Here is a 23,911-nt window from a genome sequence, read left to right as displayed (position 1 = left end):
GATGATCCGGCACCTGGTTCCGGACCGCGCACAGGGCGCGGGCATCCGTACGGGTCTGCGGTGGAAGCTGAGCGCGGCGATCGCGCTGGTCGGGGCGCTGGTGGCGATCGCGCTCAGCCTCGTCGTGCACAACGCGGCCCGGGTGTCGATGCTGGACAACGCGCGCGACCTCGCGGACGAGCGCATCCAGATCGCGCAGCGCAACTTCGAGATGACCGGGCGGCCGAACTTCCCCCAGATCAAGATCGACGACTCCCGGCTGCCGTCGGAGGTGCGGGAGAAGGTCGCCCAGGGCCGCCGGGTGACGTATGTGTCCGACCGTGCGGGGGGCACGCCGGACATCTGGGCGGCCGTGCCGCTGAAGGACGGGCGGGTGATGTCCCTGCACACCGGTTTCACCGACCGGAGCACCGACATCCTCAACGACCTCGACCAGGCTCTGGTGATCGGCTCGATCGCGGTCGTGTTCGGCGGCAGCGCGCTCGGGGTGCTCATCGGCGGGCAGCTCTCGCGTCGGCTGCGCAAGGCGGCGGCCGCGGCGAACCAGGTCGCCAAGGGCGAGTCCGACGTCCGGGTGCGGGACGCGATCGGCGGGGTCGTACGGGACGAGACCGACGACCTGGCGAGCGCGGTGGACGCCATGGCCGACGCGCTCCAGCAGCGGCTGGAGGCCGAGCGGCGGGTCACCGCCGACATCGCGCACGAGCTGCGCACCCCGGTCACCGGTCTGCTGACCGCGGCCGAGCTGCTGCCGCCCGGCCGGCCCACCGAGCTGGTCCTGGACCGGGCGAAGGCCATGCGCACGCTCGTGGAGGACGTCCTGGAGGTGGCCCGCCTGGACAGCGCCTCGGAGCGGGCGGAGTTGCAGGACCTCCTGCTGGGCGAGTTCGTCGCGCGGCGGGTGGCGGCCAAGGACCCGGAGGTCGAGGTGCGGATCGTCCATGAGTCGATGGTCACGACCGACCCCCGCCGTCTGGAGCGGGTCCTGTTCAACCTCCTCGCCAACGCCGCCCGGCATGGCAAGCCGCCGATCCAGGTCACCGTCGAGGGCCGGGTGATCCGGGTCCGCGACCACGGCCCCGGGTTCCCCGAGGACCTGCTGGCCGAGGGCCCGAGCCGGTTCCGCACTGGCAGCGCCGACCGGGCGGGCCACGGCCACGGTCTCGGCCTGACCATCGCGGCGGGCCAGGCCCGGGTCCTCGGCGCCCGGCTCACCTTCCGCAATGTCCGCCCGGCCGGAGCACCGGACCACATACCCGCCGAGGGCGCGGTGGCGGTCCTGTGGCTGCCCGAGCACGCGCCGACGAACACGGGAAGCTACCCGATGATGCCGTAGCGGACCGAGGCGGTGACCGCCGTCGGACGTGCCGAGGCTGCTGAAGCCGACCAGCAGGCGGATCTCGGTGACGCTCAGATCGGCGCTGCGGAGCATCTCCTCGGCGCGCTCGATCCGGCGGTGGGTGAGGTACTGGCCCGGGTCTCGCCGTACGCCGCCTTGAAGGCCCGTACGAAGGGGTGGCGGGAGTACCCGGCGTGCGCGGCCACGGCGTCCAGGTCGAGCTCGGGATCGGCCCAGTCACGGTCCATGGCGTCCTTGGCCAGCCGCAGCTGCCGCGTCTTGTCCATGGGCTCAGCAGAACAGCCCGGCACCCCCGGTACCCCGGTACCCCGGCACCCGGGCGGTAGGGCAAAGGCGACGGCCCCCGGGGCGGACACCCGGGGGCCGTCGTCGGAAGTTCTGTTCAGACTGCCTCGACGACCGGCGGAGCCACCGTCGTCGGCTCCTCGTCCGCCTTCTGCGGCCCCGCTCCCTTGAGCGGAACCTCCTTGACGAACACGGCGGCGATCAGTGCGGCCACCGCGACGATCGAGCCCAGCAGGAACGCCGAGTGGGTACCGGCGGACACCGCGTGCTGGTAGGCCTCTCGGGCCGCGGCCGGCAGCTTGGCCAGGCTGGCGGCGTCCAGCTGCGCGGACTGCTCGGTGATCTTCGAGCCCAGGGCGCCGGCCCGCTCGGCCATGACGTCCTGGACGCGGTGGTTGAACAGCGCGCCCATGATCGCGACACCGAAGGACGAGCCGAGCGTACGGAACAGGGTGGTGGAGGAGGAGGCGACGCCCATGTCCTTCATCTCCACGCTGTTCTGCGCGACCAGCATGGTGATCTGCATCAGGCAGCCCATGCCCAGACCGACGACGGCCATGAAGACGCCGGAGGTGAGGCGGGAGGTGCCGGTGTCCATCGTGGACAGCAGGTAGAGGCCGATGACCATCAGGACGCTGCCGACGACGGGGAAGACCTTGTACTTGCCGGTGCTGGTGGTGATGCGGCCCGCGACCATGGAGGTCACCAGCATCGCGCCGAGCATCGGCAGGAGCAGCAGACCGGAGTTGGTGGCGGAGGCGCCCTGCACCGACTGCTGGTAGAGCGGCAGGAACAGAGTCGCGCCGAACATCACGAAGCCGGTGATGAAGCCGATGAGGGACATCAGCGTGAAGTTGCGGCTGCGGAAGATGTGCAGCGGCACGATCGGCTCGGCGGCCCTGGTCTGCCAGAACACGAACCCGATGAGGGAGGCGACGCCGATCCCGATCAGTTCCATGATCCGCGCGGAGGTCCAGGCGTACTCCGTGCCGCCCCAGGTGGTGACGAGGACGATCGAGGTGATGCCCACGGTCAGCAGCACGACACCAAGGTAGTCGATGCCCGCCTTGGCCCGCTTCTTCGGCAGGTGCAGGACGGCGCTGATCGCGGCGAGGGCGATCACGCCGAGCGGCAGGTTGATGTAGAAGGACCAGCGCCAGCCCCAGTTGTCGGTGATGGTGCCGCCGACGAGCGGGCCGCCGATCATCGCGAGCGCCATGACGCCGGCCATCATGCCCTGGTACTTGCCGCGCTCGCGGGGCGGGATCAGGTCGCCGATGATCGCCATGACGCCGACCATCAGACCACCGGCACCGAGGCCCTGCACGGCGCGGAAGCCGATGAGCTCGCCCATGTTCTGGGCCATGCCGCTGAGCGCGGAGCCGATCAGGAAGATCACGATCGAGGTCATGAAGGCGCCCTTGCGCCCGTACATGTCACCGAGCTTGCCCCAGATCGGGGTGGCCGCGGCGGTCGCGAGGGTGTAGGCGGTCACGACCCAGGAGAGGTGTTCCAGACCTCCGAGTTCGCCGACGATCGTCGGCATCGCGGTGCCGACGATCATGTTGTCGAGCATCGCGAGCATCATCGTGATCATCAGCGCAAGCAGGACGACCCGCACGCTCTTCGGTTGTTTCTCCGGTTCGGTCTCGACCGTCTGGGTGTCCGCCATTGATTCCACTCCCCTGGGCACTGCTTCGGGCCGCCCACTTACTTGCCGCCCGGCTAGTTCACTACACTGAGGAAAGTAGACCTGTCACTAGCCGGTCGTCAAGTAAGTTTCCGTGGGAGCGCGAGGAGTACGAGGATGGACGGCACCATGGACGGGACCAAGCGACAGCGCCGCGGCAACACCCGCCAGCGCATCCAGGACGTCGCGCTCGAACTCTTCGCCGAGCAGGGCTACGAGAAGACCTCGCTCCGCGAGATCGCGGAGCGGCTGGAGGTCACCAAGGCGGCCCTGTACTACCACTTCAAGACCAAGGAAGAGATCATCGTCAGCATCTTCACGGATCTGACGAAACCGATCGAAGACCTGATCGAGTGGGGCGCGGGCCAGCCGCACACACTGGAGACCAAGCACGAACTCGTACGGCGCTACAGCCGGGCCCTGGCCGAGGCGACCCCGCTCTTCCGCTTCATGCAGGAGAACCAGGCGACGGTACGGGAGCTGCAGATCGGCGACTCGTTCAAGGACCGCATGCGTGCGCTGCGGGACATCATCATCGACCCGGACGCCCCGCTCACCGACCAGGTCCGCTGCGTGAGCGCGATCTTCACGCTGCACGCCGGGATGTTCTTCCTCCAGGACCTCGAAGGCGACCCGGAGGACAAGCGCGCAGCCGTCCTCGAGGTCGCCGTCGATCTCGTGACCCAGGCGCATCAGGGCGCCTGATCACCCGTCACCGTCAGACGGTCAGACCGTGGGCGCGCAGGAAGGCGACCGGGTCGATCGCGGAGCCGTAGTTGGCGGTCTTGCGGATCTCGAAGTGCAGGTGGGGACCGCTGGAGTTGCCGGTGTTGCCGGACAGGGCGATGCGCTGGCCGGTCTTGACTATCTGGCCGACCTTCACGTCGATGTGCGACAGGTGGGCGTACTGCGAGTAGGTCCCGTTGCCGTGCTTGACGACGATGGCGTTGCCGTAGGCGGGGCCGTCACCGGCGCCGTTGCCGCCGGCCTTGACCACGGTGCCGCCGTGGGCGGCGACCACCTTGGTGCCGCTCGGCACGGCGAAGTCCTGGCCGCTGTGGGTGGACTGCCACATGGCACCGGCCTGGTGGAAGGTCGCGGACTTGGTGTAGTGCGCCACCGGCTTGACCCAGGCGTTGGCGGAGACGGCCGTCTTGGCGGCGGGCACGGCGGCGGACGCCACCCCGGTTCCCAGCACGGCCGTGGCACCCAGGGCGGCGGCCCCGACGGCCACGCGGGTGCGGAGCAGGGACGTACGGGAAGAACGGGACGTGACGCGCTGGAACATGAAGACCTCGTGGGTTCGGGGACAGGAAGACCACCCGGCGCAGGAACGCCTGCCGGGTGGGCCATCCCTTGGTAACCCCGAGGGCGATGGACCCCCAAACGTGTGACGTACGACGGAAGCTAGTACTTCACCCCAAAACTTCCGACTTCTTGACAGATGGCCCGGGACGCCCCATTTGACGGCGATCCATGCCGGAGGCCCGGGAACCCCCCGGGGGGTTCAATACCTATGTCCCTTTTGCCCATTTTCGCGCTGCCACTATCCCCGCTAGTAGCCCGCCGATGACCTGTGCCGCTTGTCACCGGCCGCCCGCCGCAAGGGACTTCGGGATGTGACGGGGGCTACTCGCCTGGCCCCTGGGGGACTTGTGACCCCCGTCACGAACCGTGCACGGGTCTGTGAGCGGAGTCTCACCGACCCTTACCGTCCAGTAACCCGCAGGTTTCCCCCGGTAACCCGCTGGTTCCCCCCAGGCCATCCCCACAGCGCAGCATGCCCACGACACAGGCAGGCCAGGACGCGAGAGGACCCCACATGACCACAGGCACCTGGAAGCGCCGCATAGCCATGACGGCCGTGGCGACGGCCGCCGTCACCGCCATGGCCGTCCCGGCGGGCGCCCAGGCCGCTACGGCCACCAGTACCTCCACCGTCGCCACCGCCGCCGCGGAGGACGTCGACTACACCACCTGGCAGGCCGACTGCCAGTCGGTGATGAACGAGGCCCTGCCCTATCTGAAGCAGCGCATCGCCGCCGCCAGGACCGGCGAGAAGCAGGCGATCGTCTTCGACATCGACAACACGACGCTGGAGACCGACTTCGGCTTCAGCTACCCGCAGCCGGCCAACAAGCCGGTCCTCGACGTCGCCAAGTACGCCCAGGACCACGGCGTCTCGCTGTTCTTCGTCACCGCCCGCCCGGGCATCATCTACTCGTTCACCGACTACAACCTCAAGTACGTCGGCTACAAGGTCTCCGGGCTCTACGCCCGCGGCCTGCTCGACCTCTTCAAGGACGTCGCCGCCTACAAGACCGCCCAGCGCGTCGACATCGAGAACAAGGGCTACACGATCATCGCGAACATCGGCAACAGCGCCACCGACCTGTCGGGCGGCCACGCGGAGAAGACGTACAAGCTGCCGGACTACGACGGCCAGCTCTCCTGACGCTGCCCCGGTAGGCGCCCGGCCAGGGCGCCGGGAGCCCCGATCACCGTCCGGGGAGCAGGGCAAGGCTCCACCCGAGCACACCGTTCGCAGACGACGACGGAGGTGGCGGGTGGAGCCGACGGTACTCGGCGGACGACTGGCGTCGGCAGTGGTCACGCCCTTGCTGGGAAAGCTGTTCACCCCCGAGGCACCCGGTGCCGGACTGGTCGACAGGCCGGTACGCCTGAAGGATCTCGTCTCGTTCAGGGGCGAGAAGCGCAGCCTGGGCGAGAAGGACGTGGGCAGGCTCGCGGCACATCCGGTCGGCGAGGCACTGGCCTCCCCGGGGGAGCCGCCCTTCCCCGTGGCCGAGGGACCGGCCGAGGCCCACGCGCCGGGTGCTCGCCTGCCCGCCCTGGGCGACCTGGGCGACCTGGGCGACCTGGACATGGACGACGTCCAAGCCGTACGGCTGGGGCACCGCGAGCCGGCCGCGCGTCTGTGCTCCGCCGCCCCGAAGACCGAGGGCCTGTCCACGGACGCCCGCTACTTCCTGGACTCGGCGACCGAATGGTCCTGCCTCCAGATCCTGGAGTTCTTCACCCGGCGCTCGACGAGTTGGTTCCGGGCGCGCGGATCACGGACGACCGTGGCTGAACCCGGCCACGCGGAAGGGCCGCCACGGAACCGGAGTTCTGTGGCGGCCCTTCATCGCCGTGAGGCGCTGACGCTTACGCGTCCTTGCTCAGGTTCGGGCCGGCGCCGCCGGCCGCCTGCTCGATCGGCGGGACGTCGGGCAGGGCCGACTTCTCCTCGCCGCGGAAGGTGAAGGTCTTGGTCTCACCCTCGCCCTCGGTGTCCACGACCACGATGTGACCGGGACGCAGCTCGCCGAAGAGGATCTTCTCGGAGAGCGTGTCCTCGATCTCGCGCTGGATCGTGCGACGCAGCGGACGCGCGCCCAGCACCGGGTCGTAGCCCTTCTTGGACAGCAGCTCCTTGGCGGACTGGGAGAGCTCGATGCCCATGTCCCGGTCCTTCAGGCGCTCGTCCACCTTGCCGATCATCAGGTCGACGATCCGCAGGATGTCCTCCTGCGTGAGCTGCGGGAAGACGACCACGTCGTCGACACGGTTGAGGAACTCGGGGCGGAAGTGCTGCTTGAGCTCGTCCGACACCTTGTTCTTCATGCGCTCGTAGTTGCTCTTCGAGTCGCCCGAGGCCGCGAAGCCCAGGTTGAAGCCCTTGGAGATGTCCCGGGTGCCGAGGTTGGTCGTCATGATGATGACCGTGTTCTTGAAGTCCACGACCCGGCCCTGGGAGTCGGTCAGGCGACCGTCCTCCAGGATCTGCAGCAGGCTGTTGAAGATGTCCGGGTGGGCCTTCTCGACCTCGTCGAAGAGGACGACGGAGAACGGCTTGCGGCGGACCTTCTCGGTCAGCTGGCCGCCCTCCTCGTAGCCCACGTATCCGGGCGGGGAGCCGAAGAGCCGCGAGACCGTGTGCTTCTCGCTGAACTCCGACATGTCGAGGGAGATCAGCGCGTCCTCGTCGCCGAAGAGGAACTCGGCGAGCGCCTTGGACAGCTCCGTCTTACCGACACCGGACGGGCCGGCGAAGATGAACGAGCCACCCGGACGCTTCGGGTCCTTGAGCCCGGCGCGGGTACGGCGGATCGCCTTGGACAGCGCCTTGACGGCGTCGACCTGGCCGATGACCCGCTTGTGGAGCTCGTCCTCCATGCGCAGCAGGCGGGACGACTCCTCCTCCGTGAGCTTGAAGACCGGGATGCCGGTGGCCGTGGCGAGGACCTCGGCGATCAGCTCGCCGTCGACCTCGGCGACGACGTCCATGTCGCCGGCCTTCCACTCCTTCTCGCGCTTCGCCTTGGCGGCGAGGAGCTGCTTCTCCTTGTCGCGCAGGGAGGCGGCCTTCTCGAAGTCCTGCGAGTCGATCGCGGACTCCTTGTCGCGGCGGACGCCGGCGATCTTCTCGTCGAACTCGCGCAGGTCCGGCGGAGCGGTCATCCGGCGGATGCGCATCCGGGAACCGGCCTCGTCGATCAGGTCGATCGCCTTGTCCGGCAGGAAGCGGTCCGAGATGTACCGGTCGGCCAGGGTGGCGGCCTGGACCAGCGCCTCGTCGGTGATGGAGACGCGGTGGTGCGCCTCGTACCGGTCACGGAGACCCTTGAGGATCTCGATCGTGTGCGGCAGGGACGGCTCCGCGACCTGGATGGGCTGGAAGCGGCGCTCGAGGGCCGCGTCCTTCTCCAGGTGCTTGCGGTACTCGTCGAGCGTGGTGGCACCGATGGTCTGGAGCTCACCGCGGGCCAGCATCGGCTTCAGGATGGAGGCCGCGTCGATCGCGCCCTCGGCGGCACCCGCACCGACCAGCGTGTGGAGCTCGTCGATGAACAGGATGATGTCGCCGCGGGTGCGGATCTCCTTGAGCACCTTCTTCAGGCGCTCCTCGAAGTCACCGCGGTAGCGGGAGCCGGCGACCAGCGCGCCGAGGTCGAGGGTGTAGAGGTGCTTGTCCTTGAGGGTCTCGGGCACCTCGCCCTTGACGATGGCCTGGGCGAGGCCCTCGACGACGGCGGTCTTGCCGACGCCGGGCTCACCGATCAGGACCGGGTTGTTCTTGGTACGGCGGGACAGCACCTGCATGACCCGCTCGATCTCCTTCTCGCGCCCGATGACCGGGTCGAGCTTGGACTCACGAGCGGCCTGGGTGAGGTTCCGGCCGAACTGGTCGAGGACCAGGGACGTCGAGGGGGTGCCCTCGGCAGGCCCGCCGGCGGTGGCGGTCTCCTTGCCCTGGTAGCCGGAGAGCAGCTGGATGACCTGCTGCCGCACCCGGTTGAGATCAGCGCCCAGCTTGACGAGGACCTGGGCGGCGACGCCCTCGCCCTCGCGGATCAGGCCGAGCAGGATGTGCTCCGTGCCGATGTAGTTGTGGCCCAGCTGAAGGGCCTCGCGGAGCGACAGCTCCAGGACCTTCTTGGCACGGGGGGTGAAGGGGATGTGCCCGGACGGGGCCTGCTGCCCCTGCCCGATGATCTCCTCCACCTGCTGGCGGACCGCCTCGAGCGAAATCCCGAGGCTCTCAAGGGCCTTGGCGGCGACACCCTCACCCTCGTGGATCAGGCCCAGGAGGATGTGCTCGGTGCCGATGTAGTTGTGGTTGAGCATCCGGGCTTCTTCCTGAGCCAGGACGACAACCCGCCGCGCGCGGTCGGTGAACCTCTCGAACATCGTTAATCGCTCCTCAGAGCGGTCAGGCAGTGGGGGGAACTTCCCCTCCCTGTCCTACCGCAGCTTAGTCCCGCAAGCAGGGACCGCTCATTCCAACTGCCGACACCGTCGATGGCCTCCTGACCCCGAACGCCGACATCTGCTCCAACCCGATGGTGCGAGACGATGTTCCCGCAGGCCAGGCAGTTACCCTCACCATCAGTACGCCGATGGCGAACGTGAGACGCCCTTTCCTGCGTGTCGCCCCCTCCCACTAGGGAAGTCTTACCCGCCGCGACGGACAGTCCATGCCGTGTGCGCCCTTTCCCTCCGCTACGGGCGAACAACCTTGCGCCTCCCGAGCCCCTTGCGCGCACCGCCGTTCGCCACTGTGCGCGACCGTGAAGGAACCCAGCGTAACTCCGGGGCTCTTCGGATGGTTCTACTCGGCATGGTCCGCTCCGTCCCTCCGCCCCGTCGGCCGCTCGACCCCGCGGACACCGCTCCTGCGGGCGCCCGCCCGGGCGGGCCGGTCCGCGGTTGGTACGAGAACGAACTGGGGTGGGCGACGGTGCCCGGGGAGCCGGTACGACTTTCGGTGGGCGAGCGCTTCGACGTCCTGGAGGTCCCCGCGGAGGCCGGCCGCGCGGCGCTCGGGCGCGGGGCACCGGGCTTCCCGGTGGCCGTGCACGGCGGAACGGGCGGGACGGTCGGGACGGCGGGCGAGGGCTGCCGGATGCGGCTCCTGGTGGCCGCCGGGAGCGCCGAGGAACTGCCGGGGATCCTCCAGTGGCTGGAGTGGGGCGCGGTGCCGCTGGATCTGACGGCGATCGGCGAGGGCTCCCTCATGGAAGCGCCGATGCCGCCGTGGCTCGTCCCGGGCTGCCGGCGTCATACGCCGGTGCAGGGGGCCGCCGTCTGGCTGCGGCCCCCCGTGGCGGGGTGCGAGGTCGAGGCCTCGCTGCCGACGGTGTCGGCGCCGGGGGGCGCGAAGGACGCCCCCGATCTGGTGCGGTTGGTGGACACGCTGGCAGCGCACTGTCACCGTGTCCGGCTGGGTCGGCTCGCCGCTCAGCCGTTGGCCTTCTCGTAAGCCTCGCGAATGGTCGCCGGAACACGGCCACGGTCGTTGACCTCGAAACCGTTCTCCTTCGCCCACGCGCGGATCTGAGCGGTGTCCTGGCTGCTGCCGGAAGCGGCACGCGCCTTTCCACGCCCGCCCGAGGCGCGGCCTCCGGTACGACGGCCACCCTTCACATAGGCCTCGAGAAGCCCGCGCAGCTTGTCCGCATTGGCGGTCGTGAGGTCGATCTCGTAGGTCTTGCCGTCCAGCGCGAACGTCACGGTCTCGTCAGCCTCGCCGCCGTCGAGGTCGTCGACAAGAAGGACCTGAACCTTCTGTGCCACCGGATTTCCTTTCATCGATAACGTGAGGGACGGGGGTCCGCGGCGTCCGCCGTTTAGCCGCGCCCTGTTATATGCAGTACTGCAGTACGTCGGAAAGCAAACCGCTTTTGCCGGAAAAACACAAACCCCTGGGAGAGACCGACAGCCCGCCCCTCGCCCGGAAACGTGCGCGTTTCGGACATAGGGCACCGGTCAAGACCGGTCCGCCGGAATGGGGGGCCACGATCACAGATGCAGAAGCATCCGGCTGTTGCCCAAGGTGTTCGGTTTCACTCGTTCGAGTCCGAGGAACTCCGCTACGCCCTCGTCATAGGAACGCATCAGCTCCGCGTAGACATCGGTGTCGACCGGCGTCTCACCGATCTCCACGAAGCCGTGCTTGCCGAAGAAGTCCACTTCGAAGGTCAGGCAGAAAACGCGCCGAACGCCCAGCCAGCGCGCGGTGTGCAGCAACTTCTCCAACAACTGGTGACCCACACCGGAGCCCTTCAGGCCGGGCTTCACCGCGAGAGTGCGCACTTCAGCGAGGTCTTCCCACATCACGTGCAGCGCGCCGCAGCCGACGACCTCGGCGTTGTCGTCGCGTTCGGCGACCCAGAACTCCTGGATGTCCTCGTAAAGGGTCACCGTCGCTTTGTCGAGGAGGATGCCGCCGCGGACGTACGCGTCAAGGAGTCGGCGTACGGCGGGGACATCGGCGGTCCGGGCCCGCCGGACGGTGATGGCTTTAGCGCTGACTTCGGGGTTCTCGGGGTTCTCGCCGGCGGGGCTCTCTGCGGACATGTGCGGACGCTATCGCCCGCCGCCCCCGGATGCCGAGGCGGGGTTCTCCCCGGCAGTGCCGGTGGTGCCCGCAGATGCGGCTTCGGATGTTTCGGGGCCTTGGACGATGCGTACGGCGTCGCGCAGCGCCTGTCGCTGTTCGTCGCTCATCATCCCGAAGAAGGCGACGAGGGCGGCGGCGGGGTTGTCGCTCTGCGCCCAGGCGTCGTTCATGAGGGCGGCGGCGTAGGCGGCGCGGGTGGAGACCGCCTCATATCGATAGGCCCGGCCTTCGGCCTCGCGGCGCACCCAGCCCTTCTGATGGAGATTGTCCAAAACGGTCATCACCGTGGTGTAGGCGATGGACCGTTCCCGCTGAAGGTCTTCCAGGACTTCCCGAACCGTCACCGGGCGGTTCCACTTCCACACCCGCGTCATGACCGCGTCTTCGAGTTCTCCCAATGGGCGAGGCACTCTCAGCACAATAGTGGGAGATCTCGGCAATCGCGTGCCGGACGTGCGCTTTCGATGTCAGACGGGCACAAAAAGGGCGTACGACTCCGGGGGAGCCGTACGCCGGGGTGCCGCCCCTCCCCTGCGGGACGGCGGGGTCAGGCGTCGGGACCGGCGGGGGTCCGACCGGCGCTCTGCGTGCGCGCGAGGGCGGCGTCGACGGCCGCGTCCTCCTTGGCCTTGTTGGCGCCCCCCTGGGTCTTCACGATCACCCTGATCACACCGATGAAGAACACGGCCATGACGACGGGGGGCACCAGCGCGGAGACATAGTCCATGGATCCAGGGTAGCCACGGGGGAACGGGACACCGGGGCGGGGTCGGCCCGACGCGCCGCGCCCCCCGCACACGCGCGTGCGCCTCAGCCGACCGCCAGTCTCCGCGGCTGCCGCTGCTCCGGCTCGGCGGGCGGCGGCGGAGGGGTGGGCCGGCGGCGCGGGAAGACCTCGCCCGGGGTGGGGACGGGGCGGCGGCCGGGCTCGGGGGCGGGCCGCTTCACGGGGCCGGGAGCGGGCGCGGCGGGCCTCTCGGCGGGTTTCTCGGCGGGTTTCTTGCGGGGTTCCTCGCGCGGATCGTCGGCGGCGGCCGTCAGGACGCCCTCGGCTTCGGCGGAACGGCCCCCCGGGAGGGCGAGAAGGCGCGTACGGGACGCCGGGACCAGCGGGACGGCCGGGGAGGCCTGGCGGGGCGTACGGCGCGCCAGGCGGGCCCGTACGTCCTGTTCGGCGAGGACCTGGCAGCGGGCCAGGAGGGCGGCGGCGGCCGGATCGCCGCGCAGGGCGCGCAGGGCGGCGAGGTCCTCGGGGCCGGGCCGGTGCCCCGTGGCCAGGACCTCCTCCAGGAGCGTGAGGTAGCCGACGGCGGCGCCGGGCAGGGCGGCGCGGTACCGGCCGAGGTCGGCCACCAGGAAGGCCCGCAACCGGGCGGCCTCGCACAGCGCCTCGTCGAGGGACTCGGCTAGGCGATGACAGTCCTGGACGTCCTCGTCGCTGGCGGGGCCGGGGTGGAGGGCGAGGGCGAGGGCGCGGCGGAGCACACGCAGCTCCTCCGCGCCGAACGCCATGCCGCCGCGGGATCCGTATGGCGTGGGCATGCGCCGACGATACGCGCTAATCGGACAAATTCGACATAGGGGGCGGGTGTGGCGCGCGCGAATCCGCCCCCTGGCCGCTCACATTCGCGAGACGTTCCGCTCGTACACCAGCCGCAGCCCGATCAGCGTCAGCCACGGCTCGTGCTCGTCGATCACCGACGACTCGCCGAGGACCATCGGCGCGAGGCCGCCCGTCGCGATCACGGTGACGTCGTCGGGGTCCTCCGCCAGCTCGCGGGCCATCCGGGTGACCACGCCGTCGACCTGGCCCGCGAAGCCGTAGACGATGCCGGACTGCATCGCCTCGACCGTGTTCTTGCCGATCACGCTGCGCGGCCGGGCCACCTCGATCTTCCGGAGCTGGGCCGCCTTGACGCCGAGGGCCTCGACCGAGATCTCGATGCCCGGGGCGATGACCCCGCCGACGTACTCGCCGCGCGCGCTGACCGCGTCGAACGTCGTCGCGGTGCCGAAGTCGACGACGATCGCCGGACCGCCGTAGAGCTCGTTCGCGGCGACCGCGTTGATGATGCGGTCGGCGCCGACCTCCTTGGGGTTGTCGAAGAGGATCGGCACCCCGGTCTTGACGCCCGGTTCGACGAGGACCGCGGGGACGTCGCCGTAGTAGCGGCGGGTCACCTCGCGCAGTTCGTGCAGCACCGAGGGGACGGTCGCGCAGATCGCGATGCCGTCGATGCCTTCGCCCAGCTCCACGCCGAGCAGCGGGTGCATGCCCATCAGGCCCTGCAGCAGGACCGCGAGTTCGTCGGCCGTACGGCGGGAGTCGGTCGAGATCCGCCAGTGCTCGACGATGTCCTCACCGTCGAACAGGCCGAGCACCGTGTGCGTGTTCCCCACGTCGATCGTCAGCAGCATGACCGGCACCCGCTCCCTACTCCGCGTCCCGCAGATCCAGACCGATGTCCAGGATCGGCGAGGAGTGGGTGAGGGCGCCGACGGCCAGGAAGTCGACGCCGGTGTCGGCGTAGGCCTTGGCGTTCTCCAGGGTCAGCCGGCCCGAGGCCTCCAGCAGGGCCCGTCCGCCGACGATGCCCACCGCCTCGGCGCACTCGCCCGGGGTGAAGTTGTCCAGCAGGATCAGGTCGGCACCCGCGTCGACGACCTCGCGCAGCTGGTGCAGGGTGTCGACCTCGACCTCGATCGGCACGTCCGGGAAGGCCTCCCGGACGGCCGTGAAGGCCTGGGCGACGCCGCCCGCCGCGACCACGTGGTTGTCCTTGACGAGGGCCGCGTCCGACAGCGACATGCGGTGGTTGACGCCACCGCCCGCGCGGACCGCGAACTTCTCCAGGGAGCGCAGGCCCGGCGTGGTCTTGCGGGTGTCCCGCACCCGCGCCTTCGTGTCCTCCAGGGTGTCCGCCCACGCGCGCGTGGCGGTCGCGATGCCGGACAGCCGGCACAGCAGGTTCAGCGCGCTGCGCTCGGCGGTCAGCAGGTCGCGCGTGCGGGTCGTCACCGACAGCAGCTTCTGGCCCGCCTCCACCCGGTCGCCGTCCTCGACGTGCCGCTCGACCTCGAACTCGTCGGTGCACACCACCGAGACGACCGCCTCGGCGACCCGCAGGCCGGCGACCACGCCCGCCTCGCGCGCGGTGAAGTCGGCGGTGGCCACCGCCTCCTCGGGGATGGTCGCGACCGTCGTCACGTCCACGCCGTGCGCCAGGTCCTCCTGGATGGCGACGTTGGCGATGTCCTCGACCTCGACCGGGTCGAGCCCGGCCTCGGCCAGGAGCTGGGCGAGCGCGGGGTCGAGACCGCACTCCAGGTATTCCTCGTCGCCGAGGTCGCCCTCTGCGCCGCAGGCGCAGCCGTCGCCGCAGCCGCCGGTCGGGGCGAGGGGGAGGTCGTCGGTGCTCACGTGTGTCACTGCTCCTGCTGGTGCTGCCGGGTCGGGGGGAAGTCTGCGGTATCGGTGGTGTGTACGGCGAGGGACCGGTCCGGATTCAGCCGTACGACGATGTGGCGGCGCCATGCCGGGTCGTCGCGGTCGGCGTGGTCCTCGCGCCAGTGGCAGCCGCGCGTCTCCTCGCGCAGCGCGGCGGCGGCGACCAGGACGCGGGCCACGCACAGGAGGTTGGTGGCCTCCCAGGTGTCGACACCGGGCTCGGCGGTCTTGCCGTTCTCGTCCAGCGCGTCGCGGGCCTCGGCGTGCAGGCGCTGGAGCTGGTCGGCGGCCTTGGCCAGGGACTCTGCGGAGCGGAGCACCCCGGCGCCCTCGGTCATGATCCGCTGGATCGCGAACCGGGCCTCGGCGCCGAGCAGCGGGTGCGCGGGCCTCTCCGGGTGTTCCACCGGGGCGGGCACACGCGCGTGCAGGCCGTCGCCGGCCTGGCTGTCGGCGATGTCGGCGGAGATCCGCTCGGCGTAGACCAGGCCCTCCAGGAGGGAGTTGGACGCGAGCCGGTTCGCGCCGTGCACCCCGGTGCAGGCGACCTCGCCGCACGCGTAGAGGCCCGGGACGGTCGTCCGGCCCCGGGAGTCGGTGCGCACGCCGCCGGAGGCGTAGTGGGCCGCCGGGGCTATCGGGATGGGCTCGTGGACCGGGTCGATGCCGTGGGCACGGCAGGCGGCGAGGATCGTCGGGAAGCGGTGCTCCCACATCTCGGCGCCGAAGTGGCGGGCGTCGAGGAACATGTGCTCGGCGTCCTGCTCCTGCATCCGGCGCATGATGCCCTTGGCGACGATGTCCCGGGGCGCCAGCTCGGCGAGCTCGTGCTGCCCGACCATGAAGCGCACGCCGTCCGCGTCGACCAGGTGGGCGCCCTCGCCGCGTACGGCCTCGGAGACCAGCGGCTGCTGGCCCTCCGCGTCCGGGCCGAGGAACAGCACGGTCGGGTGGAACTGCACGAACTCCAGGTCGCTGACCTCCGCGCCGGCCCGCAGCGCGAGCGCCACGCCGTCGCCCGTCGACACGGACGGGTTGGTGGTCGCGGAGAACACCTGGCCCATGCCGCCGGTGGCGAGGACGACCGCCGGGGCGTGCACGGCGCCCACGCCGTCGTGCTGACCCTCGCCCATGACGTGCAGGCTGACGCCCGCCGTACGGCCGTCGGCGTCGGTGAGCAGGTCCAGGACGAGCGCGTTCTCGATGGTCCGTACGCCCCGCGCGCGGGCGGCCTCGACGAGCGCGCGGGAGATCTCCGCGCCGGTCGCGTCGCCGCCGGCGTGGGCGATCCGGCGCCGGTGGTGGCCGCCCTCGCGGGTGAGTTCCAGGTTGCCCTCGGCGGACTCGTCGAAGTGCGCGCCGGTCTCGATCAGCCGCCGTACGGCGTCCGGGCCCTCGGTGACGAGGATCCGGACGGCGTCCTCGTCGCACAGGCCCGCGCCCGCGACGAGGGTGTCGTCCAGGTGCTGCTCGGGGGTGTCGCCCTCGCCGAGGGCCGCGGCGATGCCGCCCTGCGCCCAGCGGGTGGAACCGTCGTCGAGCCGGGCCTTGGTGACGACGACGGTGTTCATACCGGCGGCCTCGCAGCGCAGGGCCGCGGTGAGCCCCGCCACGCCGGAGCCGACGACCACCACGTCGGCGGAGATCGACCAACCCGGGGCGGGCGCGTGCAGTCGTATGCCTGTGCTGGTCACAAGGCGGCTCCGAGGGTTCCGAAGGTGAGGGGGAGGTTGTCGATCAGCCGGGTCGTCCCGACCCGGGCGGCGACGGCGAGCACGGCCTCGCCGGTGAAGCCGTCCTCGCGGTCACCGATCTCCGTGAAGTCGGACGGGTCGACGAGGGCGAGGTAGTCCAGCTCCAGCGGCGGGTCGAGCCGGGCGGCCTCGTCGAGGACGAGCCGGGCGGCGGCCAGGACGGCGCCCGCGCCGCCGGGGGCGGCCTGGGCGACGGCGTGCGCGTCGGCCGCCGCGCGGGACTCCCCGAGGGCGCTGAGCGCCTCGGCACGCGCGTGTGTGGCGGGCACCTCACGCGCGCGTGCCCGCAGCGCCTCCTGGGCGGCGTGCCGGTCACGGCCGGCGAACAGGGCCGCCGACAGCGCGAGCGCGGTGCGCCGCTCCGGCGCGGAGAGATAGCGGTTGCGGCTGGACAGGGCGAGCCCGTCGTCCTCGCGGACGGTGGGAACGCCGACGATCTCGATGCCGAAGTTCAGGTCGCGGACCATACGGCGGATCAGGGCGAGCTGCTGGGCGTCCTTCTGGCCGTACAGCGCCACGTCGGGGCGGGTGAGGTGGAGCAGCTTGGCGACGACGGTGAGCACGCCGTCGAAGTGGCCGGGGCGGGAGGCGCCCTCCAGCCGCTCCCCCATCGGGCCGGCGCTGATCCGGACCTGGGGTTCGCCGCCGGGGTAGACCTCGTCCACGGCCGGGGCGAACACGGCGTCCGCGCCCGCCTCCTCGGCGATCTTGAGGTCGGCGTCCAGGGTGCGCGGATAGCGGTCGAGGTCCTCGCCCCGGCCGAACTGGAGCGGGTTGACGAAGACGGTGACGACGACCTCGCCGTCCGGCCCGGCGAGTCGGCGGGCGGTGCGGATCAGGGTGGCGTGGCCCTCGTGCAGGGCGCCCATCGTCATCACGACGGCCCGGCGGCCTGCACGCACGCGTGCGTGCAGTTCGGCGGCGGTGCGCAGGAGGGTGGGGGTCATCCGGCGTCTCCTTCGGTGCCAGGGCTGCCCGGGGCGCCGTCGGCCCGGCCCGCGAGGACGCCGAGGAGGTCCTCGGCCAGTTCCGGCTTGAGCAGTCCGTGGGCGAGCGCGCGGTCGGCGGTCGCCCGGGCCATCGCCAGATACCCGGCGACAGTCTGCGGGGCGTGCCGGCGCAGCTCGGCGACGTGCGCGGCGACCGTGCCGGCGTCCCCGCGGGCGACGGGGCCGGTGAGCGCGGCGTCGCCGGAGCGCAGCGCGTTGTCGAGGGCGGCGCCGAGCAGCGGGCCGAGCATCCGGTCGGGGGCCTCGACGCCCGCCGCGCGCAGCAGCTCCATGGACTGGGCGACGAGGGTGACCAGGTGGTTGGCGCCCAGGGCGAGGGCCGCGTGGTAGAGCGGGCGGTTCTCCTCGGCGATCCACTCGGGTTCGCCGCCCATCTCGATGACGAGGGCCTCGGCGGCCAGCCGCAGCTCGTCGGGGGCGGTGACGCCGAAGGAGCAGCCGGCGAGGCGCTGGACGTCCACGGGCGTGCCGGTGAACGTCATCGCCGGGTGCAGGGCCAGGGGCAGCGCGCCCGCGCGCAGGGCGGGTTCGAGGACCTTCGCGCCGTAGCGGCCGGAGGTGTGCACCAGGAGCTGCCCGGGCCGTACGGCACCGGTCTCGGCGAGGCCCTGCACCAGGCCGGGCAGGGTGTCGTCGGGGACGGTGAGCAGCACCAGATCGGCGTGCCGGAGGACCTCGGCGGGCGGCATCAGCGGCACGTCGGGCAGCAGCAGCGCGGCCCGCCGCCGGGATGCGTCGGAGACTCCGGAGACGGCCACCGGGCGGTGTCCGGCGAGCTGGAGGGACGCGGCCAGAGCGGGTCCCACGCGGCCGGCGCCGACGACGCCGACGGTGAGCCGCGCGGGGCGGTCCCTGGGGTCTGGTTGTTGAAATGCACTCACGCGAGGGCGGCCTTCCCGTTCCAGTCCGCGCGGGGTACCGGACGATTTCTCGTCATGTTAACGCGATTGGGGTCCGGGGCGGCCCTGTCGTCTCGTGGCGAGGCTTCGGCGTCCGCCGGTGGAGGCCCGGATCCCGGGCGTCCCGGGGAGGGCGCGCAGCGGTACGGCGGCCGGTCCGCGGGCACGCGGGGCGGCGCCGGCACGGACGGCGAACAGGGGGTTTCCGCCGGGCTCGAAGAAATCGCCGTCGGGACCGGCGGGGTTGCCGGGGACGGATTCCCGGATCTCCTCCAGGGCCTCGGCGAGACCAGCGTCACACACCGGCCGGGTGGTCGCCGCGGTACCGGGGAGCGGCGAACACCATGCGGCAAAAAAGGTGCGCGAACAAAAGGATGGCCAAAAATGAATTCGCCGCCGAATACGCCGGATAAAATTCACCCGACACCTGTCGTGTACGTTGGCCCGCGGCATCCCCACCCACCGGACGAAAGGACGCCCCGTGAGAGTCCATGACGCGAGGCGGACGTGAGGGCGCCCGGCACTCCGTGGCTGCGGAGTTTCCATGCCGCCGCGCCGGGTGCCGTGCGGCTGTTCGTGTTTCCGCACGCCGGGGGCAACGCCGCCTTCTTCCACCCGTTCTCGGCGCGGCTCGCACCCCGGGCCGAGGTGCTGGTCGTGCAGTATCCGGGCCGCCAGGAGCGGTTCCACGAGCCCTGCGTCGAGGATCTGCACGAGCTGGCCGACGCCGTCGCCGCCGAGCTCACCGAGTGGGCCGAGGAGCCGTACGCCCTGTTCGGGCACAGCATGGGCGCCACGCTCGCGTTCGAGGTGGGCAGCCGGCTGCACGCCGCCGGGGCCCGTCCGCGCGCCCTGTTCGTGTCGGGTCGGCGCGCGCCCTCGGTGCCCGCTCCCGGCCCGGTGCGCCGGGCGAGCGACGAGGAGCTGATCGCCGACATGAAGCTCCTCGGCGGCACGGACCCCCGGATGCTGGACAGTCCCGAGCTGCTCGCGGTGATCCTGCCCGCGGTGCGCGGCGACTACCTCGCCACGGAGACGTACCGCTACCGGGGCGCGCCCCCGCTCGACTGCCCCGTCACCGCGTTCATCGGGGACGAGGACCCGCGCGTGGACGCCCCCATGGCCCGGGCCTGGGCCACCCACACGACCGACGAGTTCGCGCTCCACACCTTCGAGGGCGGCCATTTCTTTCTCGTGCCGCATATCGATGCCGTCGCACGGAACGTCGCAGAATCAATTTCCGGATCAATTTCCGGATCAATTTCCAGCGCCCCGGAACCATTAAATCCGTAACCGATTGCCCGGATTCCCCGAAGAGGACTCTCATGAAATACCGCGTCATCGGCAGCGACCCGGCCACCCGCCGTGAGGTGAGTGTCCTGAGCCTCGGCTCCATGCTCTTCGGGACGGTGACCGACGAAGCGACCTCCTTCGCCCTTCTCGACCGTTTCGTCGAGGCCGGCGGCACCTTCATCGACACGTCCGACAACTATGCCTTCTGGGTCGACGGCACCCAGGGCGGCGAGAGCGAGGAACTGCTCGGCCGCTGGATCCGCAGCCGGGGCGTCGGTGACGGGATCACCGTCGCCACGAAACTCGGTGCCCGCCCGAACGCCCCGTCGCGCGGCTTCAGCCTCGACGTCGAGGGACTCTCGGCCAAGACCATCCGGGAATCCGCCGAGCGCAGCCGGGACCGGCTCGGCATCGAGCGCATCCACCTGCTGTACGCGCACATCATGGACGAGAAGACGCCCCTGGAGGAGACCGTCCGGGGCTTCGGCGAGGTCGTCGCCGACGGTGTCGTCGGCCTGCTCGGCGCGAGCAACCACTGGGCCTGGCGGATCGAGGCCGCCCGCAACCTCGCCAGGGCGGCCGGCCTGCCCGGCTACGAGGTCCTCCAGCACCACCACAGCTACCTCCGCCAGCGCGCCGACCTCCCGAGCCTGCGCTCGCCCGACGGCAACCAGGGCCTGGTCAGCGCCGACCTGCTCAGCTATGTCCGCGCCCACCCCTCCCTCACCCAGGTCGCCTACTCCCCGCTGCTGTCGGGGGCGTACGTCCGCGACGACAAGCCGCTCGGCCCCGGCTTCGAGCACGCGGGCACCCGGCCCCGCCTCCAGGCGGTGCGCGAGGTGGCCGAGGAGACCGGCGCGAGCGTCAACCAGGTCGTCCTGTCCTGGCTGCTCGGCGGCGACATCCCGATCCTGCCGCTGGTCGGCGCCTCATCGATCGAACAACTGAACGATAGCCTCGCGGCGGTCGACCTGGAGCTGACGGCGGAGCAGCGCGCGAAGCTGGACGGCGTGAACTGACGCCGCCCGTGTCCCGCCCGATGTCCGCCCGATGCTTGTCCAATGCCCGCCCGATGCCCGCTCTCCGTCCCGATTGACGGCTGCCGTCAATCGGGAGCCGCGTTGTCAGTGGCCGGGTGCACCATGAGGGCATGAGCGTCTGCATCGACATCACGGGGCTGCGGCCGGAGCGGGTCACCGTCGTGCCCTCGCCCCTGGCCGAACTCGGCATGGCCCTGCACGCGCTCTCCGAGCCCGGACACCACCCCGGTCTGCAGGGCTGGGTCACCGGGGTCACCGCCCGCCTGGACCCGTATCTGGCCGACCGGATGTGCGAGGCCGACTTCCTGTGGCGGACGACGTTCTCCGATCTCTTCCTGCCGTACGCCGGCCTCCCGGGCCGTGACGCCCTGCCCGGCGCCACGCTCACCGAGGAACTGGACCTCCTCGACAAGCTGACGGACGAACAGTTCGTGAACGCCGCGACGGAGTTCATGTGCACCCCCGGGTACGACACGCCGGGCCTCGACGTCCTCGCCGACCCCGCCCAGCACCGCCGCGCCCTGGACCTGGCCGCCTCGCGCGGGCCCCGGCAGGTGCACTTCACCCGGCGGCTGCTCGACGACCCGCCCGGGGTGCGCGCCTGGCTGCGGCAGTTCCTCCGGGACTGCGACGAGGCGTTCTTCGCCGACGTGTGGGCCCGGGTGAGCCACCCGCTCGCCGCCGACGCCCGCCACAAGACGGATCTGCTGCGCCGCAAGGGCCTGGCGGAGGCGCTCACCTCGGTGTCCTCCGCCGTGTCGCTGGACGAGGGCGCGGCGCTGATCTCCGTGGACAAGATGGCCCACGGCCGCACCGCCACGGCGGACGGCGGGCTCCTGCTCATCCCGACGAGCCTCGGCTGGCCACATCTCATGGTCCTGCACCGGTACGGCTGGCAGCCGGTCCTGCACTACCCGGTCGGCTCCCCCGAGCTGGCCTCGCCGCCCTCGGTCGAGCAGCTGACGCTGCGCATCACCGCGCTCTCCCACCCCGTCCGGATGCGGATCTGCCGGCTGCTGGCCCGCAGCGCCCACACCACGAGCGAGATGGCCCAGTCGCTGGGCATGACGGCCCCCGAGATATCCCGCCACCTCGGCGTCCTCAAGAAGGCCTCGCTCATCACCACCCGCCGCCGCGGCCGGTACGTCCTGCACCAGCTGGACGTGACGGTGGTGGCCCGGCTGGGCAGCGACTTCCTGGAGGGTCTCCTGCGCTGACCGGCGACCCGGCGGCCCCCGCCCCGGTCAGCCGTGTCCGCCGGCCCGCACCAGCCCCGTCTCGTAGGCCAGCACCACCACCTGCACCCGGTCGCGCAGGCCCAGCTTGGTCAGGATGCGGCCGACATGGGTCTTCACGGTCGCCTCGGACAGCACCAGCCGGGCGGCGATCTCCCCGTTGGACAGCCCCTGCGCGACCAGCACCATCACCTCGCGCTCACGGTCGGTGAGCCGCTCCAGCCCCTTGTGCCGGGGTTCCTTGCCGGTGCTGGGCAGCATCGGCGCGAACCGGTCGAGGAGACGGCGCGTGGTGGAGGGCGCGACCACGGCGTCGCCGCTGTGCACGGAGCGGATCGCGGCGAGCAGCTCCCCGGGCGGCACGTCCTTCAGCATGAAGCCGGAGGCGCCCGCCTTCAGCCCGGAGAACGCGTACTCGTCCAGGTCGAAGGTGGTCAGGATCAGCACCTTCGGCGGTTCGGGCTCCGCGCAGATCCGCCGGGTGGCCTCGACCCCGTCCAGCTTCGGCATGCGGACGTCCATCAGGACGACGTCCACGGCCGTGGAGCGCACCACCTGAAGGGCCTCGACGCCGTCGCCCGCCTCCGCCACGACCTCCATGTCCGGCTGGGCGGCGAGCACCATCCGGAACCCGGTGCGCAGCAGCACCTGGTCGTCGACGAGCATCACGCGGATCGTCATCGGGTCCTCTTCCGTGGGTCGGGTCTCTGTGCGGGGGAGGGCGGGGGCGTGACAGGTGTCAACGAAGGGCGTGCGCCGGCGTCAATGCGCCGGTTTGAGCGGGAGCAGGACGCTGATGCGGAATCCTCCGCCCGGGCGCGGGCCCGCGTCCAGCGTGCCGCCGACCATACCGACCCGCTCCCGCATGCCGATCAGGCCGTGGCCCTGTCCGTCGGCGCCGCCCTCCTCGTACAGCTCGTGCGGGGCGCCCTTGCCGTCGTCCTCGACGAGCAGCCCGAGACCGTCGTCGAAGTAGACCAGCCGTACGCTCGCGCCCGCGTTGGGCCCGCCGTGCTTGCGCGTGTTCGTCAGCGCCTCCTGCACGATCCGGTACGCGGTGAGCTCGACGCCGCTGGGCAGCGGCCGCGGGGTGCCCTCGATCTTGAAGTCGACCGGAAGTCCCGAGCCGCGGCACTGCTGGACGAGGTCCTCGATCTGCTCCACGTCCGGCTGCGGAACGTACTCCCCGACCTCCTGGTGCTCCCCCGTGCGCAGCACGCCCAGCAGCCGGCGCATCTCCGCGAGGGCCTGCCGGCCGGTGGAGGAGATCGTCTCCAGGGCCTTCTTCGCCTGGTCGGGCGCGGCGTCGAGGACGTACGCGGCACCGTCGGCCTGCACCACCATCACCGAGACGTTGTGCGCGACGACGTCGTGCAGCTCCCGGGCGATCCGGGCGCGCTCGGCGGCGACCGCGACCTTGGCCTGCGCCTCGCGCTCCTTCTCCAGCCGGGCGTTGCGCTCCTCCAGCTGCGCGAAGTACGCGCGCCGGGTGCGTATCGAGTCGCCGAGCACCCAGGCGAGGGCGAACGGCACGGTCTGGAAGACGATGACCGCGAACTGGCCCGGCACGCTCGCGTGCTCGTGCGGCCAGCGCACCTGGGCCAGGGTGGCCGCGCTCAGGGCCATGGCCAGGGCGAGCCGGGAGGCCCAGCGGGCGCCGGTGGCGGCGACCGTGTAGACGATCACCAGCAGGGCGAAGTCGGCGGCCGTGACCCCGACGTTCAGCACGAGCTGGGCCAGGCCGAGCGCGGCGGCCAGCACCAGCATCTTCTCGGGCATGAGCCGGCGCAGCGCGATGACCAGGCACAGGAGGAAGACGACCGGCACGAGCAACGCCGCGGAGTCGGTGCCGCCCCGGTCCTGACCCGCGGTTCCGGCAGCCGCGGTGATCCCGAACAGGACGACGGCCCAGAAGCCGTCCACCCCGGTCGGGTGTCTGCGGAGGAAGTCATAGAGGCGCTGCACGTAACCCAGCGTAGGGACGTGCCGTG

22 protein-coding genes and 2 pseudogenes are annotated in these 23,911 nt (G+C 71.2%); 8 read left to right on the top strand and 16 right to left on the bottom strand.

What is annotated here, in order from left to right:
- The first annotated feature begins 1 nt into the window (after nucleotide 1).
- Entirely contained in the window at nucleotides 2–1,336 is a 1,335-nt protein-coding gene (gene cseC, locus AQJ64_RS30320; RefSeq protein WP_206189612.1) for a two-component system sensor histidine kinase CseC, read from the top strand.
- Nucleotides 1,337–1,363: 27 nt separating this feature from the next.
- Here cseC and AQJ64_RS30315 read toward each other — a convergent pair.
- Together AQJ64_RS30315 and AQJ64_RS30310 are read right to left on the bottom strand one after the other, a co-directional pair.
- Nucleotides 1,364–1,626, bottom strand: a pseudogene (locus tag AQJ64_RS30315) (helix-turn-helix transcriptional regulator); the annotation flags it as partial.
- Between the two features lie 116 nt (nucleotides 1,627–1,742).
- Nucleotides 1,743–3,317 (bottom strand): MDR family MFS transporter, encoded by a 1,575-nt coding sequence (locus AQJ64_RS30310; protein ID WP_055631908.1) that lies wholly within the window; start codon nucleotides 3,315–3,317, stop codon nucleotides 1,743–1,745.
- Between the two features lie 135 nt (nucleotides 3,318–3,452).
- Here AQJ64_RS30310 and AQJ64_RS30305 point away from each other — a divergent pair, with 135 nt between their 5' ends.
- Entirely contained in the window at nucleotides 3,453–4,040 is a 588-nt protein-coding gene (locus AQJ64_RS30305; RefSeq protein WP_055631909.1) for a TetR/AcrR family transcriptional regulator, read from the top strand.
- Nucleotides 4,041–4,053: 13 nt separating this feature from the next.
- Here AQJ64_RS30305 and AQJ64_RS30300 read toward each other — a convergent pair whose 3' ends face one another.
- Entirely contained in the window at nucleotides 4,054–4,623 is a 570-nt protein-coding gene (locus AQJ64_RS30300) for a M23 family metallopeptidase (protein ID WP_055631910.1), read from the bottom strand.
- A gap of 534 nt (nucleotides 4,624–5,157) precedes the next feature.
- Here AQJ64_RS30300 and AQJ64_RS30295 point away from each other — a divergent pair.
- Nucleotides 5,158–5,790, top strand: a complete 633-nt coding sequence (locus tag AQJ64_RS30295) for an HAD family acid phosphatase (protein WP_055631911.1) — start codon at nucleotides 5,158–5,160, stop codon at nucleotides 5,788–5,790.
- A gap of 112 nt (nucleotides 5,791–5,902) precedes the next feature.
- Nucleotides 5,903–6,388 (top strand): annotated as a pseudogene (locus AQJ64_RS51200) (NACHT N-terminal Helical domain 1-containing protein); the annotation flags it as partial.
- Nucleotides 6,389–6,503: 115 nt separating this feature from the next.
- On the opposite strand, the gene AQJ64_RS30285 reads toward AQJ64_RS51200, so the two are convergent.
- Nucleotides 6,504–9,029, bottom strand: coding sequence for an ATP-dependent Clp protease ATP-binding subunit (locus AQJ64_RS30285; RefSeq protein WP_055631913.1), 2,526 nt, complete (start codon nucleotides 9,027–9,029; stop codon nucleotides 6,504–6,506).
- Nucleotides 9,030–9,459: 430 nt separating this feature from the next.
- On the opposite strand from AQJ64_RS30285, the gene AQJ64_RS30280 reads away from it, so the two are divergent.
- Nucleotides 9,460–10,101 (top strand): SCO3374 family protein, encoded by a 642-nt coding sequence (locus AQJ64_RS30280; protein WP_055631919.1) that lies wholly within the window; start codon nucleotides 9,460–9,462, stop codon nucleotides 10,099–10,101.
- On the opposite strand, the gene AQJ64_RS30275 is transcribed toward AQJ64_RS30280, so the two are convergent.
- From AQJ64_RS30275 to AQJ64_RS30230, 10 genes are all read right to left on the bottom strand, one after another.
- A complete protein-coding gene (locus AQJ64_RS30275; protein ID WP_055631914.1) occupies nucleotides 10,080–10,415 on the bottom strand; it encodes a histone-like nucleoid-structuring protein Lsr2 in 336 nt (111 codons plus the stop codon). The two genes, AQJ64_RS30280 and AQJ64_RS30275, sit on opposite strands and share 22 nt — an antisense overlap.
- Before the next feature lie 225 nt (nucleotides 10,416–10,640).
- Nucleotides 10,641–11,198 carry an amino-acid N-acetyltransferase gene (locus AQJ64_RS30270; protein WP_055631915.1) on the bottom strand — a complete coding sequence of 186 codons (558 nt, stop codon included), beginning with the start codon at nucleotides 11,196–11,198 and terminating at the stop codon, nucleotides 10,641–10,643.
- A gap of 9 nt (nucleotides 11,199–11,207) precedes the next feature.
- A complete protein-coding gene (locus AQJ64_RS30265) occupies nucleotides 11,208–11,615 on the bottom strand; it encodes a BlaI/MecI/CopY family transcriptional regulator (protein ID WP_055631916.1) in 408 nt (135 codons plus the stop codon).
- A 173-nt stretch (nucleotides 11,616–11,788) separates the two neighbouring features.
- Nucleotides 11,789–11,968: a hypothetical protein gene (locus AQJ64_RS30260; RefSeq protein ID WP_055631917.1), complete on the bottom strand. Its 180-nt coding sequence runs from the start codon at nucleotides 11,966–11,968 to the stop codon at nucleotides 11,789–11,791.
- Nucleotides 11,969–12,051: 83 nt separating this feature from the next.
- A complete protein-coding gene (locus tag AQJ64_RS30255) occupies nucleotides 12,052–12,753 on the bottom strand; it encodes a hypothetical protein (RefSeq protein WP_059203162.1) in 702 nt (233 codons plus the stop codon).
- A gap of 108 nt (nucleotides 12,754–12,861) precedes the next feature.
- Nucleotides 12,862–13,659, bottom strand: coding sequence for a type III pantothenate kinase (locus AQJ64_RS30250; protein ID WP_055632808.1), 798 nt, complete (start codon nucleotides 13,657–13,659; stop codon nucleotides 12,862–12,864).
- Nucleotides 13,660–13,675: 16 nt separating this feature from the next.
- On the bottom strand, nucleotides 13,676–14,662 hold the full coding sequence (gene nadC, locus AQJ64_RS30245; RefSeq protein WP_055632806.1) for a carboxylating nicotinate-nucleotide diphosphorylase: 987 nt from the start codon (nucleotides 14,660–14,662) through the stop codon (nucleotides 13,676–13,678).
- A 5-nt stretch (nucleotides 14,663–14,667) separates the two neighbouring features.
- Entirely contained in the window at nucleotides 14,668–16,383 is a 1,716-nt protein-coding gene (locus AQJ64_RS30240) for an L-aspartate oxidase (protein ID WP_055632805.1), read from the bottom strand.
- Nucleotides 16,380–17,390 carry a pantoate--beta-alanine ligase gene (panC, locus tag AQJ64_RS30235; protein ID WP_055632804.1) on the bottom strand — a complete coding sequence of 337 codons (1,011 nt, stop codon included), beginning with the start codon at nucleotides 17,388–17,390 and terminating at the stop codon, nucleotides 16,380–16,382. Before panC ends, AQJ64_RS30240 begins: the two co-directional genes overlap by 4 nt.
- Nucleotides 17,387–18,334, bottom strand: coding sequence for a Rossmann-like and DUF2520 domain-containing protein (locus AQJ64_RS30230; protein WP_055632803.1), 948 nt, complete (start codon nucleotides 18,332–18,334; stop codon nucleotides 17,387–17,389). Before AQJ64_RS30230 ends, panC begins: the two co-directional genes overlap by 4 nt.
- 582 nt (nucleotides 18,335–18,916) lie before the next feature.
- Between AQJ64_RS30230 and AQJ64_RS30225 the strand changes: the two genes are divergently transcribed.
- From AQJ64_RS30225 to AQJ64_RS30215, 3 genes are all read left to right on the top strand, one after another.
- Nucleotides 18,917–19,645 (top strand): thioesterase II family protein, encoded by a 729-nt coding sequence (locus AQJ64_RS30225; RefSeq protein WP_240512540.1) that lies wholly within the window; start codon nucleotides 18,917–18,919, stop codon nucleotides 19,643–19,645.
- 32 nt (nucleotides 19,646–19,677) lie between these two features.
- Nucleotides 19,678–20,664 (top strand): aldo/keto reductase, encoded by a 987-nt coding sequence (locus tag AQJ64_RS30220; RefSeq protein ID WP_055632801.1) that lies wholly within the window; start codon nucleotides 19,678–19,680, stop codon nucleotides 20,662–20,664.
- A 131-nt stretch (nucleotides 20,665–20,795) separates the two neighbouring features.
- Nucleotides 20,796–21,902, top strand: a complete 1,107-nt coding sequence (locus AQJ64_RS30215) for a DUF5937 family protein (protein WP_055632800.1) — start codon at nucleotides 20,796–20,798, stop codon at nucleotides 21,900–21,902.
- A 27-nt stretch (nucleotides 21,903–21,929) separates the two neighbouring features.
- Here the strand turns inward: AQJ64_RS30215 and AQJ64_RS30210 are convergent, their stop codons facing one another.
- Both AQJ64_RS30210 and AQJ64_RS30205 read right to left on the bottom strand, forming a co-directional pair.
- Entirely contained in the window at nucleotides 21,930–22,601 is a 672-nt protein-coding gene (locus tag AQJ64_RS30210) for a response regulator transcription factor (RefSeq protein WP_055632799.1), read from the bottom strand.
- Between the two features lie 81 nt (nucleotides 22,602–22,682).
- The gene (locus AQJ64_RS30205; protein ID WP_055632798.1) at nucleotides 22,683–23,885 is read right to left on the bottom strand and encodes a sensor histidine kinase; all 1,203 of its coding nucleotides are present in this window, start codon (nucleotides 23,883–23,885) and stop codon (nucleotides 22,683–22,685) included.
- Nucleotides 23,886–23,911: the final 26 nt, after the last annotated feature.

Source organism: Streptomyces griseoruber (assembly GCF_001514205.1).
Classification (GTDB): Bacteria; Actinomycetota; Actinomycetes; order Streptomycetales; family Streptomycetaceae; genus Streptomyces; species Streptomyces griseoruber.
This window is presented reverse-complemented; position numbering and strand designations above follow the sequence as displayed.